Raw genomic sequence first — 18,211 nt, 5'->3', positions numbered from 1 at the left:
TTACCACATTACCACATTACCACATACTCCCAACATCAAGGCAAGATGAAGGCAAGATGAAGGCAAGATGAAGGCAAGATGAAGGCAAGATGAAGGCAACATAGTGGCAGTAGAGTGGCAATAAAGTTGAGGTAATAAAAAAGAGAAGTAAAACTTCTCTTTTTTATTCATCATTTAAGTTTCTTTGAAGTAATCGATTAGACTTATTTGTTCAAAGACATTCAAAACTAGAGATATTTATAGAACAATAAAGATTACAACAAGTACATTTTATAAAAAGAATGTATAATTTATAAATTATACACTTTTAAACGATTAAGTACTTAATAAACGATTTACGATATAAAATAAAGTATTTTAGTAGTAATCAATAGATCTATACCATGAAAAGAGTTGTAGTGTACACATACATACTCTTTCTACTTCCGCTTATAACAATGGCTAATCAAGTTGATTCCTTAGCCTCAAAAGATAATGCCTATCTAATAGAAAAATTGGATGAATTAGTACATGAAAAGCATCATCCAAATGCGATGATCTATGTGCAAGCGTATATAAGAAATGCTAAAAAAGAAAAGGATAAGCTAAATTTATTTTATGCTTATAAAGAAGGAATCTTTTTTTCAAGTCATTTAAATACTCAAATAGAATATGCAGATAGTGCGATAATTACTGCCCGGAAATTAAAAAACAAAGATTTAATAGCAACAGCTTTATTATCAAAAGGGCTAGCCTATTACAAAGCAAAAGATTATAGAGAGGCGTTACAAAATTATTTATATGCAGATCAGGAGTTAAAATATTCAAAAGACCAATATTTATTACATAAAGTAACATTTAATATGGCAATGATAAAAATCAAATTAAATCAATGTAACCAAGCAGAAGAATTGTTGCTGAAATGTAAAAACTTTTTTCAATCAAAACCAGAGAACAAAGATTACCAAGCCTATTTATTAAATACAATATATCAATTAGCATCTCTCCATCAAGAAGTTGGTAACAAAGCAAAAGCGAAAGAATTGAATCAATTAGGATTAAATAAAAGCAAACTTGAAAATAACGAATTTTTCCATAGATACTTTACGATAAATAAAGCAATTGATGAGTTTTTAAATGATCAATTTGTGACGTCTATTCAATTATTATCAACTAAAGAAGATATTTTAATAAAAACGAATGATTTTAATACACTAACCAAAATTTATTACTACAAAGCAAAGGCATTTGATAAATTGAATAATCAACAACATAAAATAATATATTTTAACAAAATAGATAGTATTTTCAATGAATACAACTTCTTAGAAATTAAATATAGACCGATATACGAAAACATTTTAGAGGAAACATTGGTAGCTTCTGATACGAACAGACAACTATATGTAATCAATCAATTATTAAAAATGGATGAGTTAAATTATAAGCTAGATGCAGAAATGAGTCAAGTTGTATACAAAGAATATGACACAGTGCAATTGCTCAAATTAAAGGAAAAAATATTGAATAAGTCTCAAAAATTATATTACGTATTGGCAGCGTGTTTTACTGGAATAATAGTATTGATCGTAGGAATTGTAAAAACTAGAAATAAAAATAAACATTTAATCGAAAAGTACAATCTGTTTATTGAAGAATCTGCTCAATCAAGTTACACAGAACGGAGAATATCGATTAAAGATGAAGAGGATTTGAATAAAGAAGCATTTGAAAGTTTACTATTAAAATTTGAAGAATTTGAGCGGGACAGAGAATTTTTAAACCCTAATATAACAGTAGTAAGTTTGGCAAAATCATTTTCAACAAACACCACTTATTTATCAAAATGTGTCAATCAGTACAAAGGAATTAATTTTCCTTCTTACATCAATCGGTTGAGAATAAAATTTATTACTGATTTATTACAAGAACAACCACAATACCTTAATTATAGTGTAGGGGCATTAGGAGAAATAGCAGGTTATATGAATCCAAGACAATTTTCAAATGTTTTTTACAGTGAAACGGGCTTGCGTCCCTTAGATTTTATAAAAATTCAAAAACAAAAAAATAAAGAAAGTATATAATGGTTTATTAGTGTAATTTATTGACATACAAGGGCTAAAAAAGACTTAGCTATTGCTTTAAACAGATCGCTATTGCAACTTTACAAAACCATTGCGCAATGGAGATCAATGTTTAATTTAAAATTATAAAAAAATGGCGAAGCAAAAAGGCTTTTTAAAACTTAGAGGTTCAATCGGAGATTTAAACTTCTACAAATCAAAAGATGGTTATATGGTAAGAGAAAAAAGTTCTATAGACCGTAATACCATAATGAGTGATCCGCGATTTCAGCGTACCAGAGAAAATATGCAAGAATTTAAGAATGCAGGTACTGCTGGAAAAACACTACGAAACGCATTCAATGCGATCATAAAAAATGCAAAAGACAGCAAATTATCAAGTCGTCTCACAAAAGTAATGCATGGTATCCTAAAAGAAGATACTACAAATGCTCGTGGGCAAAGAAATGTACACAAAGGAAATCAATTACTGATGAAAGGCTTTGATTTTAATGCAGGTGCAGCGTGGTTGAAAACGGTATTAATTCCTGTACAAGTAGATATAGAACGTACTTCTGGTGAAACAAAATTTACATTAGAAGCATACAAACCCTTAGATGTGATAATAGCACCACAAGGAGCTACCAATTACCGATTTGTAGCAGCTTCTACAGAAATTGATTTTGAGAAGAACGAATACATTACCAAAACATCGTATACCGATTATTATCCATACGATGAGGTAGAAGTGAATGATGTAGAATTATTGAACAATCTTCCTCCAAATTCAGAACATACAATCGCTTTAGCAATTGGAATCGAATTCTACCAAGAGGTGAATACCGTTTTGTATCCATTAAAAAATGGAAGTTTTAATGCAGCACATTTAATCGAAATCAATTTACCATGATGACAATTGTAGTAGAACGAATGTATTATCCGAATGGTACAAATGGTAGCTTATTCCTTAACGATAAGTTTATTTGTTATACGATCGAGTTACCATGGAAGGAGAACGAACCCCGCAATTCATGTATACCAGAAGGATGTTATGCAATCCAAAAGAGAAGCTCACCAAAATTTGGTCAACATTTTCTGATTACAAATGTACCCAATCGTTCATTGATTTTGATTCATCCTGCCAATCATGCAAAAACTGAATTACAAGGATGTATAGCTCCAGTAACCATATTAACAGGTGAAGGGAGAGGAGAGTTATCAAGAAAAGCATTTACAAAACTTAAAACTCTAGTAAATGATAAACTTGATCGTGATCAAAAAGTAAGTTTAAGGATTAAAAGTAAACAACATGACAATTATTAATCGCTTTACAGCACCTACACCTAAATTATTCCAACAACTACGAAATATAGGATTAACCTTAGCTGCAATTGGAGGTGTATTAATTGCTGCTCCTATAGCATTACCAGCAACATTAGTGACCATAGGAGGTTATTTGACCGTAGCAGGAGGAGTAATATCAGCTGTCAGTCAATTGACTGTAAATGACAAGAACCAAAGTAATGATGATGAATAATAGTAATACATCGTTAATTGTTGGAACGATAGGAGGAACAATGACAAGTTTGGTAGCGACCATTCAGTGGGAACAACTTGTTTATACGATTTGTATGGGAATAGTAGGAGCAATATGCAGTTATGGAACATCATATTTACTGCATAAGAAAAACAACCCTTACGACGAAGACTAAGCATTTGATTACAAGTGTGATTTGGAAATCTTATTTTATTGATGTAAATTTTAACATCATTCATTTAAGTTTCATTGAGGTAATGCTAATTATTACAGAAATGAAAAATAACGAATTACAAAGAATGGTGATTTATCCGAAAGATGTATCAATTATTACGGGAAAGGGGTATAGGCAAAGTCTACGCTTACTCAATAGAGCAAAGCAGATAATCGGTAAAGAGAAAAAAGACTTCCTAACTTTTGACGAATTTTTGATTGCTTTTAAGATGAAATCGTAAAACCAAAAATGAAAAAGGTTCTCAATTTTATTGAAAACCTTTTTCTATATAACATAATTTTTAATAAGTATTATTTCCCGATGCAAAACTTGCCAAATATCGTCCCTAATATATCTTGATCCACATCTATTTCACCTGTAATATGTCCCAAATATGTTAAAGCTTCACGGATATCCATTGCTAACAAATCCCCAGGAAGTCCCATGTCCATTCCTTGTTTGATCTTTCCAATTTGAGAAAGTGTGTTTTGTAATGCTTCTAAGTGACGAGAGTTCGTAACGATTGTGTCATCCTGATTTGTTCCTTTCAATTTGATTTGATGAATCAGATTTTCTTTCAATGCTTCGATATTATATTGATCTTTAGCTGAAATTTCTAAATGAACAACATCTTTAAACTCTTGTTTGATAGCATCAGAAATAGCTGATTCGTTATTGTTTACATCAATTTTATTGGCAACATTAAACAAGATTTTTCCTCTACGTTGCAAATCATCTAACTGATTCGCAATTTGATTATCAGCAGTTATATTGGCATCATACAAATAGATGATAATAGAAGCATTGTCTATTTTTTCGAATGTTTTTTCAATTCCAATCCGTTCTATCGTATCGCCAGCTTCTCGAATTCCAGCTGTATCAATAAAACGGAACCCAACACCATCAATATAAATGGTTTCTTCAATGGTATCACGAGTTGTTCCTTCAATATCCGAAACAATAGCACGTTCTTCGTTTAATAATGCATTTAATAAAGTAGATTTCCCTGCATTTGGCGCACCAACAATAGCTACTGGTACTCCATTTTTGATAACATTTCCAAAAGCAAAAGAATCAGCTAAACGTTTTAAGATGGATTGTAATTTATTCAATAAATCATAAAATTGTGTACGATCTGCAAATTCAACATCTTCTTCAGAAAAATCCAATTCTAATTCCATCAAAGCTGCAAAATTGATCATTTGTTCTCTTAAATCTTTGATTTGATTAGAGAATCCTCCACGCATTTGTTTGATAGCAATTTCGTGCGAAGCCTTAGAATCCGAAGAAATAAGATCAGCAACAGCTTCTGCTTGTGTTAAATCCATTTTACCATTCCAAAAGGCTCTGAAAGTATATTCACCTGGATTGGCATTTCGAATGCCTATTTTATTTAAAAGTTCTAAAACTTTTTGCTGAATATAAATCGATCCATGTGTCGAAATTTCTACGACATCTTCACCTGTATATGAATGAGGATTTTTAAATATTGAGAATAATGCTTCGTCAACAATGGTATCTCCATCCATCACATAACCCAAATGTATGGTATGAGAAGAAGCGTCATTCAAAGATTTAGTTGAATTAAATTTTGATTGATAAATCTGAGCAACTTTAGAAATTGATTCTGGTCCAGAAATACGAATAACCGCTATAGCGCCCATTCCATTGGCAGTTGCCAATGCACAAATTGTATCGTTGTTTAGCATAAGGCAAATTTACAACATAATAAGTTGTTGGAAAATTATAATTTATATGATAATTTTTTAAAATGTAAAAATATTTACTGTTAATATATTAATACTTAAAAAGGGATGTTTTTTAACCTGAACTAATTACTGCTACATCTGATGCTATTGGGAAAGAATTTGAGGATCATGAAATTAAAATTTTTAGTCAAATGGTTTTAATCCTATGATTCTAAATTATCATCAACTTATAAAAAATTAGATTTTGATAGATAATTGGCACACTTTTAGTATTTCTTTTAGAAATTGGAATTTATAATGTCATCAAAGAAAAATTATGCTACAAAAAGAGGTTTTGGAATTGGTAATTTTAGAATTAAAATTGTAGATGTACTTATTGTAATATCCGCTTTGATATTACTTGCAGTAGTATTTAAATAGACAAAAAAGCTTCTTTATATTAAGAAGCTTTTTTATTTATTTTAATTTGAGTTATAACTTGCTCTCACTGTAATTTGAGCTGTTTTCTGACGTGATGTTGTATTAAATGATCCACCAGCAGAATACTCTTCATTATCATTTTTACCTGTTATCTGAAAAATACCCAAATCGGCTTGTTTTAATTTTCCTAAACTAGTGCCAGATTTTGTAGCAATATTTTCTGCACGTTGTTTTGCATTTTCAGAAGCTTGCGCAATCAACTCAAGTTTCAAATCTTCTAATTTCGAGTAATAATAATTTGGATTAGAAGAACTCAGCTCAATTCCTTGACTAATTAAAGTAGAGATTTCGCGCGAAGCTTTTTCTATTTTATCCAATTCTTTCGATTCGATTGTTGCGTCTTGAGATAGATTATAACCAGTAAATTGACTAATCGAATTTCCGTTTGCATCTGTTCCGTACTGAAAATCTTTTGAAATATTTACCGCTTCAAAAACAATTTCTTTTGGATTGATTCCTTGCGAAATCAAAAAGTTTTTGACAACCGTTTGATCAGCTTTTAATTGATCCGAAGCAATGCGCAAATCATAATCTTTGCGACTAAAAGTTGCACGCCATTTGACTAAATCAGCATTAAAATCTTTCAAAGCATTTCCAGTAACATTGATCGATTCAGAACTTCTGAATTTGTATTTGTAAGCGTTTCCTAATATACATGTTGCAGCAATTAACCCAACGGCTAAAATAGATGCTACAATAACTGAAAATTTATTCATAGTAATTTGGTTTTCAGTAAATGTACAAAAAATACTAAAGATGTATTTCACTGAAAATAGTGAAATTAAGCAATCAAAATAGGAAATTCTTGATCGATGATAAAGATGATTAAATTACCTTCTGAATAATCAATTGTAACCACATCTTCATTGGCTTTGTTACGAGTTCCTATGCGAGAAAGTAAGTTTAAATCTTCTTTATTCAATGGATATTCCAAACCTTTTGTGATAATATTTTTACATTCAGGAAAGGGGAGAAGCGAAATTGTTCGTCCAAAATAACCTTCTAATTTCGTTTCTTTTTCTGCGAAAAAATATTGGCTATAATTATCGTAGAACAAAATATTGATTTGATCTTTGAAACGATAAGCCGCATTCAAATTCCCAATAAAATGATCTTGTTGACGACCGCTTGCTCCAAAAACATCAACATGTTCAAAACCTTTGTTCAGAATGATTTGCAAGGCTTTTGCAAAATCTGTATCATTTTGATCTGGAGTAGAAATAATTTCTATTTCCAATGGAAATTTTTCGATTTCAATTGAATCAAAATCGCCCGAAATAACATCAGGCGTTATATGTAATTTTTGTAAATAACGAAATGCACCATCTGTACAAAAAATCATATCATAATTTGATGTATCAGGCAGAATAGTAGGGACTTCGCCATTCAAAAATAAAAGAGCTTTTTTATTCACCTGGAATCCATTTTACTTCTTCGTGATTATTGTCTGTGGCAATTTTTCGACCTAAAACAAACAAATAATCAGAAAGACGATTCAAATATTTTTGTAATTCTGGACGGATTTCTTCTTCCTCAGCCAAACCAACTGTCAAACGTTCGGCACGACGACAAATACAACGCGCAACATGTGCATGAGAAGCGGCTTGATTTCCTCCTGGCAAAATAAAATGTGTCAATTGTTCCAATTGTCCTTCCAAATCATCAATCCATTCTTCCAATTGAACAATATCTTCTTCAGTAACGGTTTTCGGAATGCGAGGTTTACCATTTGCCAAGTATAATTTATCGACTGGCGTTGCTAATTCAGCTCCAAGATTGAATAAACCTTTTTGGATGATGATAATTTCTTCCTCTAATGCTGGATCAATTTCATAAGAACGAATTAATCCTAGATAAGAGTTCAATTCATCAACAGTTCCGTAAGAATCAATCTTTAAACTATTTTTAGAGACACGTGTTCCTCCATATAAACCTGTTGTTCCTTTGTCTCCTGTTTTTGTATATACTTTCATGTGATTTCAACTAATAATTATCGAAGATAAGAAAATCTTAAATATTTTTTGGTAAAAGTGGTTTAGTAAAAAAGTGATATCCGATAGCTACGATGACTAAAATAACTGTGGTGATTATCCAAAGTGTATTAAAACCGTAATCGGTAGCAATGTGAGTTCCTAAAAATGGCGAAACAATAAAGGCAATTGCTGCTGTCATTCCGTTTAGTCCCATATAAGCTCCTCGGTTATTTTTTTGCGAACGAAAAGCTGTAACCGTTGACATCAAAGGTAAAACAAGCATTTCTCCAATAGACATCAGTCCAATTGCTAAGTACAACATTCTTAATGTGTGACTAAATGTGAAGATAAAATAACTAATTGCTGTGATAAATGAACCGAAAACTAAAAGTTGTGTAACTGTAAATCTTTTTTCGGTATAATGGATCAACAACATCTCGAATACAACAATGATTATTCCACTGAATCCCATTAATAATCCAATTTCTGTTTGTGTTAAATGCACTACATCTTTATAAAATAATGGAAGTGTATTTAGAATTTGGAAAAATGCAATGGAGAATAATACACAAAATAGATTGAATACTAAGAAAGGAGTGTCTGTGTATGCATTTCGTTCTTTTTCGACTGTAGCTTTGTCTGATACAGTTTCTGTGTTGGCTGCATTTCGCTCTTTTCGTCCATTGAAAAAGACAAAGAAAACAATTCCAGCAACCAAAGCGGCTCCTGCATTGCAATAGAATAATAAATCGTACGAATAATTAGATAAAAAACCTCCCATTGATGGACCAATTGAGAAACCTAAATTAACCGCCATTCTATTCAAAGAAAAAGCACGAGTGATATTTTCTTTCTTAGCATAACGTGTGATGGCAACTGAGTTTGCAGGACGAAACATTTCGCTAATAATACTCAAAACAAGCATAATAACAGCAAAAGATTCTACCGTTTTAAAATAAGGTAAAATCAAAAACATTGGAGCACTTAGAAATAAACTGATGGCTTGCACTTTAAAGTTTCCGATTTTATCTGTTATCCAACCTCCAAGCCAAGAACCAATTACAGAACCAACTCCAAAACAACTTAAGACTATTCCCGAGTTTTCTAAAGAAAATCCTAATTCGGAGATCATATAAATTCCTAAAAATGGTAAAACCATCGAACCCATTCGGTTCAACAACATTACGATGGCTAACATCCAAGATTCTTTCGAAAGTCCGCTGTAGGCGTCAATGTAAATTTTTAGAATTTTTTTCATCTCTCAATTTTCTTTTTAAATGCTACAAAGTTAAGTTCTTTTTTTACAAAAAATCGGTTATTTATCAAGGTTTCTGATATTCTTTGATTACTTTTGAAACCTCTTAAAAACAAATCTTACATCTATGTTGTTTTACAATTTCATTCTTAAGGTTTTAATTGTCATAAATGGGCTTGGAGCGGCATCTGGATTAGTGGTTGATAAACACCATGTTTACACGATTTCCGATGATAAAGCACATTTGTACGTTTACAATAGAAAGAAAAAAGAAGTGGATAAAGTTGATTTGAATCCAGAAGTAAAATCAAAACATATCACCAAAAAAGATAAACCAGATTTTGAAGCGATTACAAAATTTGACAATCATTTGTATATTCTTGGTTCGGGTTCTAAAGAAAATCGTTTCGATTTGATTTCATATAACATCAAAACCAAAGAGGTACAAAACGATAATTATAGTTTTCTTTTGGATGAATTTTTAAAGGTTTCAAATTTATCTAAAAAAGATTTTAACATCGAAGGAATTATTACAGATGGACATTGTACATATTTTTTCAACAGAGGAAATGGTCCTGCTGGCGTAAACGGAATTTATAGAGTGGGAGGCAAGATAAATGATTTGAGAGGAAAATCAATTGACTTTTTTCCAATCACTTTACCTAAAATCAACAATGAAACGACTACTTTTTCGGATGCTATTTTGGTAGATGGAGAAGTTTTGTTTACTGCAACTGTGGAATCTAAAAGTACAACTCAGTTTAATGGAGAAATAAAAGGTTCTATTATTGGCGAATTAGATTTGGCTGAGATGGAAGTTACGCGTTGGCAAAAAATTTCGGATGATAAGAAAATCGAAGGTTTAGCGTTGTATAAAGAATCTGGAAAGAATTATACCTTGTATTTGTGCGAAGATAATGATGATGACTCCAATAAAGCGTCAATTTACATCTACAAATACCAAAAGGAAATCTAATTTTTTGAATAAAGAATTTCGAAATACGGACATCGATTTTCGATTTATTCTTAAAAAATTGTGAAAGTATTTTCAAGACTATTATATTTGTCCGTCAAAATTTATTTATCAATTAAACATTATGCGAGGAAGATGGCTCATTGCAGCATTTGCAATTATTTTAAGTCTCTTGTGTATCAGACAACTAAGTTATACTTGGTACACAACTAAAGTGGAGCATGAGGCGGCGCGCTTGGCGAGTAAGCCAGAAGACGAACCAAGAATTTTAGATAGCTTGGCTCAGCATCCTCTTGATTTGGGAATTATTAAGTACGATTATGGGTATGCCAAAAACAATGAAATCAATTTAGGATTAGATTTGAAAGGTGGTATCAACGTAATTTTACAAGTTTCTGAAAGAGATTTAATCCAGAATTTATCAGCGAAAAGTCAAAACCCTATGTTGGCAACGGCTTTGGATGCGACAGATAAAGCTCAAAAAACAAACGGTAACGTACCTTATGTAGAATTATTTTTTCAAGAATTTGATAAAATAAAAGGAGGAACAAAATACGCAGCTGCAGATTTGTTTGGAAACAAAAACAATGCAGATAAAATTGCGTACAATGCTTCTGACGATCAGGTAAAAGAAGTAATCCGTAAAGATATCGAAGCGAAAGTTGCAACAGCTTATGATGTAATTAGCTCTCGTATTAATCAATTTGGTGTTGTTGAGCCAGTAATTCAACGTTTAGGTGATAAAGGTGATGGACGTATCTTGGTAGAATTACCAGGTGTTTCTGACACAGACCGTGTAAAAAAATTATTACAATCTACAGCAAAATTAGAGTTTTGGCAAGTTGTTCGTCAAGATCCTACAGTTTTACAACATTTTTCTAGCGTTAATACAGAGAAATATAATGTAAAAAATGAGAAAGGAGAAACAATCAAAACTTTAGCAGAAGTTATGCAACCAGCTGGTTCTAACGCAAGTTTTGTTGTGAATGTAAAAGATACTGCTGTTGTAAACCGTGTGATGCAAGACAAAGGTTTTGTACCTGGATTACCAGCAAACATTAGAGGATACAAATACTCTTGGGCGAATAAGCCACTGAATTTAGGTAAACAAGCAAATGATAAATCTGCTCCTAAATTATTAGAGTTTTATGTCTTAAAAGGTAAAAATGGAACGCAAGAACCATTAATCGAAGGAGATAAAGTAGTTTCTGCTGCTGGTGAACGTAATCCTGGTTCTCTTACAAATGAGCCTGTTGTTACAATGCAAATGAATCAAGTTGGTGCACAAGAGTGGTCTCGTATTACAGACGAGTTGAAACCTGCAGGTCCTGGACAACCAGGTCAAGGTGTTGCAATTGTATTAGACAATATGGTGTATTCTGCGCCAAACATCAGTAATCAAATTACAGGAGGTAACTCTGTTATTTCTGGAAACTTTACAATTGACGAAGCAAAAGATTTAGCAAACATTTTACAAGCAGGTTCTTTACCAGCTTCATCTAAAATTGTTTCTGCTGAGGTTGTTGGTCCATCATTAGGACAAGAAGCAATTAACAGTTCGTTAATCGCTTTCGGTTGTGCATTTGCATTGGTATTAATCTGGATGGTATTTTACTACAGCCGTGCAGGTATCTATGCTAACGTTGCTTTAATCATTAACTTATTATTCTTATTAGGATTCTTAGTATCGCTAAAAGCTACATTATCTTTACCAGGTATTGCTGGGATTATCTTGACATTGGTAACAGGAATGGACGCGAATATCTTGATTTACGAACGTGTAAAAGAAGAATTAAGAAAAGGAAAATCATTACGTCAAGCAGTAGATTTCGCTTATTCATGGAAAGGAGCTTTCTCTGCAATTATCGATGCCAACTCGACATCATTTATCACAGCATTAATTTTATTCTTCTTTGGTAAAGGACCTGTTGTAGGTTTCGCAACAACGTTTATGATTGGTATTTTTACATCAACATTTACAGCGATTTTCATTACACGCTACTTTGTAGAAGGACGTTTAGCAAAAGGAAAATCTGTTCCTTTTTATACATCATTTACAGCGCACTGGTTACAAAATATTAAAGTTGACTTATTAAAAACAAGAAAAATCTCTTATGCGATTTCAATTGTTTTAACAGTAGTTGCTTTAATCTCTATTTTCACAAAAGGATTTGATATGGGTATCGAATTCCAAGGTGGACGTACATATACAGTTCGTTTTGATAAACACGTTGATCCGCAACAAATTTCTGAAAGTTTGGGTGATGTTTTCGTGTTAGAAGGTGAAAAAATGATGCCACAGGTGAAAACGTATGGTGGTCAAAATCAAGTAAAAATTACAACAGCATACAAGGCTGACGAAGATGGAACAAATGTAGATGATGAGATTAAAGACAAATTATATGCAGGTCTTAAATCTTATTTACCAGCGAATATGTCTGAAAAAGATTTCTCTGAAGATAATGCTACAATTGGTTTAATGTCTTCTGCAAAAGTAGGTCCTACAATTGCCGATGATACAACAAGAGCTTCTTATATAGCGGTTTCTTTAGCATTAGTTGCAATTTTCTTCTACTTAATCGTGATGTTCAAACGTTGGCAATTCTCATTATCAACTATCATTGCTTTAGCGCATGACGTGGTTATTGTGTTAGGAGTTTTCTCTTTATTCAAAGGAATTTTACCTTTCAACATGGAGATCGACCAAGCGTTTATCGCGGCGATTTTGACGGTAATTGGTTATTCGATGAATGACTCGATTATTATCTTGGATCGTATTCGTGAGAATTTAACAGTTGAGAAAAACCACAACTTGTACGATATTATTAATATTTCTACTTCAGAAACATTATCACGTACAATTAATACGTCTTTATCAACGTTCTTAATCGTATTAATCATCTTTGCATTTGGTGGAGAATCAATCAAAGGATTTATGTTTGCGAAATTAATCGGTATCGTAATTGGTACATTCTCGTCTATTTTCGTTGCATCTCCTTTATTGTACGACTTTACTAAAAAAGGTCAAATGAATAAATAAGATTCAAATTTTAAATAAATTTTAAGAAAGCCATCAAAGAAATTTGATGGCTTTTTTTCTTCTACTAAATTTAGATTTTATACATTTGTTTAGTGAATAGTTTAGTAATATACCCAGCGTTTTTAGACTTCCAGGAAGTCGTGATTATTATGGTGGTTGCTGTAGTGATTTTTGGACCAGATAAAATTCCAGAAATTGCTCGTGGTTTGGGAACTGCTGTGCGCAAATTAAAAGAAGCATCTGAAGATATCAAGCAAGAGATTATGAATCCTGTTCAGGATGTTGATCCTACAAAAGAGATTCAGAATACCATAAAAGAGTTAAATCCAATGAATGAAGTCAAAGATTCTTTTGCGAAAATTAATCCAATGGAAGATTTTCAGAAATCATTTGATGAAGTTCGTAATCCAGTAGATGAAATGCATCAAGCTATTCATCAAGACAATACAGTAAATGCAGCGTTGAAAGATGATGCACCAACTATGAAAGCTGTAGATCCTGTACAGGATTTGGAATTGGATGTGCAAGAAACAACAGAACCCGTTATAGAAAATGTGGTTGAGCCAATTGTGGAAGAACCTGCGGTTGTTGTAGAACCAAAATCTGTAGACGAAGCATTAGGTTTAGGCGGATCAGTAAGTAGGTAATGATACAAGATTATTTTGATTGGGACGTACAAATATTTTTGTATTTCAATAATTTAGGGAATGAAAAATGGGATTGGTTTTGGTTATTAGTAACCGATAAAAAAACATGGATTCCGTTGTATGTCATCTTTCTCATCTTACTTTATGTAAAACTTGGTTGGAAAAAAACCTTATTGGCTGGAGTTTGTATTGCACTGATGATAGCGTGTGCAGATCAATTTACAAATATCTTGAAAAATTCTTTTCAACGTTTTCGTCCATGTTACACCGAGTCGATTCAAGGATTATTTCGCCCGATAGATTGCGAGGGTAGAGGTAGATACGGTTTTACTTCGGCGCATGCATCTAATCATATGGCGATTGCAATTTTTATTGGAATACTTTTGAGACGCTATTACAAATGGTTACTTTATATCTTAATTGTTTGGGCGTTAATGGTTGCTTACAGTAGAGTTTATGTCGGGGTACATTTCACAGGAGATATATTTTTCGGAACACTAATCGGAATATTTTTCTCGATTCTTTTCTTGAAATTGTATTATTTCTTAGAAAAAAAATATTTGAAGAAGAATTAGATTCATAATAATAAATACAAAAAAAGTCTATAACAATTTGTTATAGACTTTTTTAATGGATAAAATAATAGTCAGCAATCCAATTATGTAAAATAGAAATCAGATTACTCCAAATTCTCGTCCAACTTATTTGTTTTTTTCTTTGATTTTTTAGCTTTCTTTTTGGCTAAAAATGAATTTAAATCCGCATCAATTTCTGTTGAATCTTCATCACCCAAAAGATAACCCCAAGGTTTTAATTCAGTCACATTATCAAAAACAATTTTCATCAACGCAAGTATTGGAATCGATAATAGCATGCCCATAATTCCCCACGTCATTTCTCCAATTACTAATCCAATAATCACAATCAAAGAATTAATTTTTACTTTAGAACCTACAATTTTTGGCATCACTACATTTCCATCAATTGCATGAATTGCAATAAATGCAATTAAAACAAAGAACAATTTTGAAGCTGACATTGTGGCAAATGTGATTATTAGCGTTAAAATTAATGAAATAACAATTCCTACATAGGGAACAACATTTAGAACACCAGTTAAAATAGCTAAAACAAATTTGTATTTAAGTCCAAGGATAGAAAATGCAATAAAAGATAAAATTGATACGACTAACATTTGTAAAAATAAGCCAATCAAATATTGTTTGACCATTTTTTGAATAGATGTAATGACGTTATAAACCTGGTCGTGTGTATTTGAATTGAATGCGTAATATAAGAATTTTACTAAATGACGACGATAAATCAACAAGAAAACAATGTATAAAAAAGTGAACAAGACTGTAACAGCCATCGATGAAACAATAGAAATTACTTTTTCGATTACAATTGTACTCGTTTCGATAGTCGTTTTGACATTCTTTGTCAAATATTCCATTTGCGCATGCGAATTAACACCAAAGGTATGGTGAATCCAATCTTGCAAATTCATAAATGCTTCTATGATTTGTTTCTGAAACGTAGGCCATTCATTTGCTATTTCAGCCATTTGTATAGCAATCAAATAGAAAATTCCTAAGATAAATGCTGCAAAAAGCAAGGTGGTAATGATACTTGAAATAACACGTGGAATGCGTAAATATCTTTCGAAAAATGAACAAACGGGTGCTAATAATATTGAAATTAAGAAGCCTAATATTAATGGAACTAAAATTCCTTTACCTATTATTGAAATAAATGTTAAACAAATGATTGACAATAATGTGCAAGTTAGTTTTAAATAAAAAGGCCATTTTCTAATGACTTCCATAATTATGAGTGTTTTATTTTGACAATTTTTTAGATAAGTTGTATAAATATAGTTTTATTTCTTAAGATTTTATTTGAATCTTACGTTTATTTCAATAAAAAAACCACGTTGTAATAACGTGGTTTTCAGAATATAGTGAAAAATATTATTTTTTCTTTGCATTTTTGCTTTCGTCAACGATGGTCATTTCATCAATCAAACGTTGCGCATTAGCATACTTGTCAACTACCCACAAAATGTAACGAGAGTCCACCATAATATTACGACAAATCTCTGGATCATAATTTAAATCTGACATTGTTCCTTCCCAAACACGGTCAAAATTCAATCCGATTAATTCTCCTTTTGCATTCAATGCAGGAGAACCAGAATTACCACCAGTTGTATGGTTTGTTGCAATAAAGTTTACAGGTAATTTTCCGTTTTTATCGGCGTATTTTCCATAATCTTTTTTGTCATATAAACTCAACATTTGTTTTGGTAAATCATACTCATAATCTCCCGGAATATATTTTTCCATGACACCTTCCATGTGTGTGACAGGCTCGTAATAAACCGCATCGCGTGGTTGGTAACCATCAACTTTTCCGTAAGTTACACGTAAAGTTGAATTTGCATCTGGGAAGATTTTCTTGTCTGTAAATACATCCATTTGCGCTTTCATATACGTACGCATCAACTTGTTGATTTTATCTTGATTCGCTAAATATGTAGGCGTTACTTTCGTTTGATTTGCATCTAAAATTAAACGAATTTGAGCAATTAAGGCATCTTCTTTTAAGGCTTTGATAAACTCAGCATCATTTTCAGCCAAAGTTTTGATATTTCCTAAAACAGATTGACCATTAATTTTTTTCGTTCCGTTGATTACCGAATTTCCTAAAGCTGTTTTGATATTTGCAGCAGTTGTAGTTGGTAATAAATTTTGAGGAACAACTTTGAAATAATTATCTGCTAAATCAGAAGAAATTGTTTTATCCAATTCTGGATTATAATCCTTGTGCATAGACGCAACTGTATTCAACGCTTTAGCTTTTGTTTCTGCGTAATTTTTTTGTCCAACCGCATTCAAAATATTGTTCAATGTTAACGCCATTCTGAATGTTTCTGAATTTGAGAAAAACGTTTCAGAATACATTGTGTACGCTAAATTGTAATCTTGATTTGCTTTATTAACTTGATTTAATTCAGAAATAATATTCGAATATTCACCTTTTAATTTCGGATTTTTCGCAATACGATTCATGAATTCTTGTTCATATTGTTGACGTTTTTCTACAGCTTTCGAACGGTTTAATCCTAAAACTTCGCCAATCCATTTTTTATGTGCATTCGAAATACGCGCTTGTTTAGACGCATAAGCGATACGAGTTGCATCGTCTTCACGCATTTTTTTATCAATATGAGATAATGCAATTGTACGCACATTGATACGCGCAGGATCAATTACATCTTTTATTTGCTGGATAGAAGAAGCTGGTAAATATTCGTCCGTCGTACCTGGGAAACCATATACAAACGTGAAATCGTCCTCACTAATTCCCGAAATATTAATTGGTAAGAAATGTTTTGGTTTGTACGGAACATTGTCTGGTGAATAATCTGCAGGTTTGTTGTTTTTATCTGCATAAATTCTAAACATCGAGAAATCTCCTGTATGACGTGGCCAAACCCAGTTGTCTGTATCATTTCCATATTTTCCAATTGCAGAAGGTGGCGCACCAACTAAACGAACATCTTTGTATGTTTCTGTTGTAAATTGGTAATATTTATTTCCTTTGTAAAAAGGTTTGATAAATACTGAACGATAAGCTTCTGTTTTAGTTTTTGCATTAAAATCTTCAATATTTTTCTTGATGATTTTGTTACGATCTTCCTCCGACATATTATCGTTAACACCAGCTAAAATTGCAGTAGTTACATCTTTAATGTCTACAATAAAAGTCGCTGTTAAACCTTCGTTTGGTAATTCGTCTTTCAACTCTTTAGCCCAAAAACCATCTGTTAAATAATCATTTTCTAAAGATGAATGTGCTTGGATTTCTCCATAACCACAGTGATGATTCGTTAATAATAAACCATTTGGAGAAATAACTTCAGAAGTACAACCGCCACCAAAGTGAGCAACTGCATTGTTGATACTTTTATCTCCTGTACTGAAAATGTCTTTTGATGAGATTTTCAATCCCATGTCTTTCATTTCCTTTTCATTCAATTCTGTCGGAATCCACATTCCACCACCTTGTTGTGCAAAAACACTAAAGTTTGCAAACAAAGCCATTAAAATAGATCCTTTAACGAATAGTTTCTTCATTTTTATTTGATTATTTTATTCTACCGATTTCTAAGAATTCCAAAGATAAAGATTTTTATTCAATCGTTAATGTATTGCTCAAAACCATTATTATTACCTAAATGAGCCTGATTTAAATAATTTCACAGTAGAATTAGAGGATTAATTTCTTTTACCCGTTGTGCATTTTGATTTATAAATAATAAAGTTGTTCATT

General features: G+C 31.9%; 17 protein-coding genes. 10 read left to right on the top strand and 7 right to left on the bottom strand.

Going from position 1 to position 18,211, the window contains the following annotated elements; genetic code table 11:
- Positions 1-437 precede the first annotated feature (437 nt).
- The 6 genes from B3R94_RS01315 to B3R94_RS01290 all read left to right on the top strand — a co-directional run bounded on the left by B3R94_RS01315 (position 438) and on the right by B3R94_RS01290 (position 4,037).
- The gene (locus B3R94_RS01315; RefSeq protein WP_181816306.1) at positions 438-2,066 is read left to right on the top strand and encodes a helix-turn-helix domain-containing protein; all 1,629 of its coding nucleotides are present in this window, start codon (positions 438-440) and stop codon (positions 2,064-2,066) included.
- Positions 2,067-2,199: 133 nt separating this feature from the next.
- Positions 2,200-2,955, top strand: a complete 756-nt coding sequence (locus tag B3R94_RS01310) for a hypothetical protein (protein WP_221854679.1) — start codon at positions 2,200-2,202, stop codon at positions 2,953-2,955.
- Entirely contained in the window at positions 2,952-3,368 is a 417-nt protein-coding gene (locus tag B3R94_RS01305; RefSeq protein ID WP_312150152.1) for a DUF5675 family protein, read from the top strand. The genes B3R94_RS01310 and B3R94_RS01305 overlap by 4 nt, the downstream gene beginning before the upstream one ends.
- Complete coding sequence (locus tag B3R94_RS01300) at positions 3,355-3,582, top strand: hypothetical protein (RefSeq protein ID WP_115000470.1); 228 nt, start codon at positions 3,355-3,357, stop codon at positions 3,580-3,582. Before B3R94_RS01305 ends, B3R94_RS01300 begins: the two co-directional genes overlap by 14 nt.
- On the top strand, positions 3,551-3,757 hold the full coding sequence (locus B3R94_RS01295) for a hypothetical protein (RefSeq protein ID WP_147279992.1): 207 nt from the start codon (positions 3,551-3,553) through the stop codon (positions 3,755-3,757). Before B3R94_RS01300 ends, B3R94_RS01295 begins: the two co-directional genes overlap by 32 nt.
- A 100-nt stretch (positions 3,758-3,857) precedes the next feature.
- A complete protein-coding gene (locus B3R94_RS01290) occupies positions 3,858-4,037 on the top strand; it encodes a hypothetical protein (RefSeq protein ID WP_286496310.1) in 180 nt (59 codons plus the stop codon).
- Positions 4,038-4,107: 70 nt separating this feature from the next.
- On the opposite strand, the gene mnmE is transcribed toward B3R94_RS01290, so the two are convergent.
- The 5 genes from mnmE to B3R94_RS01265 all read right to left on the bottom strand — a co-directional run bounded on the left by mnmE (position 4,108) and on the right by B3R94_RS01265 (position 9,216).
- Complete coding sequence (gene mnmE / locus B3R94_RS01285) at positions 4,108-5,505, bottom strand: tRNA uridine-5-carboxymethylaminomethyl(34) synthesis GTPase MnmE (RefSeq protein WP_115000468.1); 1,398 nt, start codon at positions 5,503-5,505, stop codon at positions 4,108-4,110.
- A 461-nt stretch (positions 5,506-5,966) separates the two neighbouring features.
- Positions 5,967-6,701 carry an SIMPL domain-containing protein gene (locus B3R94_RS01280; RefSeq protein WP_115000467.1) on the bottom strand — a complete coding sequence of 245 codons (735 nt, stop codon included), beginning with the start codon at positions 6,699-6,701 and terminating at the stop codon, positions 5,967-5,969.
- A gap of 65 nt (positions 6,702-6,766) precedes the next feature.
- The gene (locus tag B3R94_RS01275) at positions 6,767-7,399 is read right to left on the bottom strand and encodes a thiamine diphosphokinase (protein ID WP_291098105.1); all 633 of its coding nucleotides are present in this window, start codon (positions 7,397-7,399) and stop codon (positions 6,767-6,769) included.
- Positions 7,392-7,958, bottom strand: coding sequence for a cob(I)yrinic acid a,c-diamide adenosyltransferase (locus B3R94_RS01270; protein ID WP_125350685.1), 567 nt, complete (start codon positions 7,956-7,958; stop codon positions 7,392-7,394). The genes B3R94_RS01275 and B3R94_RS01270 overlap by 8 nt, the downstream gene beginning before the upstream one ends.
- 37 nt (positions 7,959-7,995) lie before the next feature.
- Positions 7,996-9,216 (bottom strand): MDR family MFS transporter, encoded by a 1,221-nt coding sequence (locus B3R94_RS01265; RefSeq protein WP_291065998.1) that lies wholly within the window; start codon positions 9,214-9,216, stop codon positions 7,996-7,998.
- A 124-nt stretch (positions 9,217-9,340) separates the two neighbouring features.
- Between B3R94_RS01265 and B3R94_RS01260 the strand changes: the two genes are divergently transcribed.
- From B3R94_RS01260 to B3R94_RS01245, 4 genes are all read left to right on the top strand, one after another.
- Positions 9,341-10,189, top strand: a complete 849-nt coding sequence (locus tag B3R94_RS01260) for a DUF6929 family protein (RefSeq protein ID WP_291098102.1) — start codon at positions 9,341-9,343, stop codon at positions 10,187-10,189.
- 121 nt (positions 10,190-10,310) lie between these two features.
- Entirely contained in the window at positions 10,311-13,226 is a 2,916-nt protein-coding gene (gene secD, locus B3R94_RS01255; RefSeq protein ID WP_291098099.1) for a protein translocase subunit SecD, read from the top strand.
- Between the two features lie 92 nt (positions 13,227-13,318).
- Positions 13,319-13,873: a twin-arginine translocase TatA/TatE family subunit gene (locus B3R94_RS01250; RefSeq protein WP_236688155.1), complete on the top strand. Its 555-nt coding sequence runs from the start codon at positions 13,319-13,321 to the stop codon at positions 13,871-13,873.
- On the top strand, positions 13,873-14,448 hold the full coding sequence (locus B3R94_RS01245) for a phosphatase PAP2 family protein (protein ID WP_125350689.1): 576 nt from the start codon (positions 13,873-13,875) through the stop codon (positions 14,446-14,448). Before B3R94_RS01250 ends, B3R94_RS01245 begins: the two co-directional genes overlap by 1 nt.
- Positions 14,449-14,552: 104 nt before the next feature.
- Here the strand turns inward: B3R94_RS01245 and B3R94_RS01240 are convergent, their stop codons facing one another.
- Both B3R94_RS01240 and B3R94_RS01235 read right to left on the bottom strand, forming a co-directional pair.
- Positions 14,553-15,701 carry an AI-2E family transporter gene (locus tag B3R94_RS01240; RefSeq protein WP_291098096.1) on the bottom strand — a complete coding sequence of 383 codons (1,149 nt, stop codon included), beginning with the start codon at positions 15,699-15,701 and terminating at the stop codon, positions 14,553-14,555.
- Between the two features lie 145 nt (positions 15,702-15,846).
- Positions 15,847-18,015, bottom strand: a complete 2,169-nt coding sequence (locus B3R94_RS01235; RefSeq protein WP_291098093.1) for a S46 family peptidase — start codon at positions 18,013-18,015, stop codon at positions 15,847-15,849.
- Between the last annotated feature and the right edge of the window lie 196 nt (positions 18,016-18,211).

Source organism: Empedobacter sp. UBA7611 (genome assembly GCF_002484365.1).
Taxonomy (GTDB): Bacteria; Bacteroidota; Bacteroidia; order Flavobacteriales; family Weeksellaceae; genus Empedobacter; species Empedobacter falsenii_B.
Note: the sequence above shows the minus strand (reverse complement) of the source record. Positions and strands in the feature narration are given on the sequence as shown.

Bases quoted from the DNA above. Each gene is read 5' to 3' on its own strand.
- B3R94_RS01315 (WP_181816306.1), top strand. From the start codon at position 438: ATGGCTAATCAAGTTGATTCCTTAGCCTCAAAAGATAATGCCTATCTA.
- B3R94_RS01310 (WP_221854679.1), top strand. From the start codon at position 2,200: ATGGCGAAGCAAAAAGGCTTTTTAAAACTTAGAGGTTCAATCGGAGAT.
- B3R94_RS01305 (WP_312150152.1), top strand. From the start codon at position 2,952: ATGATGACAATTGTAGTAGAACGAATGTATTATCCGAATGGTACAAAT.
- B3R94_RS01300 (WP_115000470.1), top strand. From the start codon at position 3,355: ATGACAATTATTAATCGCTTTACAGCACCTACACCTAAATTATTCCAA.
- B3R94_RS01295 (WP_147279992.1), top strand. From the start codon at position 3,551: ATGACAAGAACCAAAGTAATGATGATGAATAATAGTAATACATCGTTA.
- B3R94_RS01290 (WP_286496310.1), top strand. From the start codon at position 3,858: ATGAAAAATAACGAATTACAAAGAATGGTGATTTATCCGAAAGATGTA.
- mnmE (WP_115000468.1), bottom strand. From the start codon at position 5,505: ATGCTAAACAACGATACAATTTGTGCATTGGCAACTGCCAATGGAATG.
- B3R94_RS01280 (WP_115000467.1), bottom strand. From the start codon at position 6,701: ATGAATAAATTTTCAGTTATTGTAGCATCTATTTTAGCCGTTGGGTTA.
- B3R94_RS01270 (WP_125350685.1), bottom strand. From the start codon at position 7,958: ATGAAAGTATATACAAAAACAGGAGACAAAGGAACAACAGGTTTATAT.
- B3R94_RS01265 (WP_291065998.1), bottom strand. From the start codon at position 9,216: ATGAAAAAAATTCTAAAAATTTACATTGACGCCTACAGCGGACTTTCG.
- B3R94_RS01260 (WP_291098102.1), top strand. From the start codon at position 9,341: ATGTTGTTTTACAATTTCATTCTTAAGGTTTTAATTGTCATAAATGGG.
- secD (WP_291098099.1), top strand. From the start codon at position 10,311: ATGCGAGGAAGATGGCTCATTGCAGCATTTGCAATTATTTTAAGTCTC.
- B3R94_RS01245 (WP_125350689.1), top strand. From the start codon at position 13,873: ATGATACAAGATTATTTTGATTGGGACGTACAAATATTTTTGTATTTC.
- B3R94_RS01240 (WP_291098096.1), bottom strand. From the start codon at position 15,701: ATGGAAGTCATTAGAAAATGGCCTTTTTATTTAAAACTAACTTGCACA.
- B3R94_RS01235 (WP_291098093.1), bottom strand. From the start codon at position 18,015: ATGAAGAAACTATTCGTTAAAGGATCTATTTTAATGGCTTTGTTTGCA.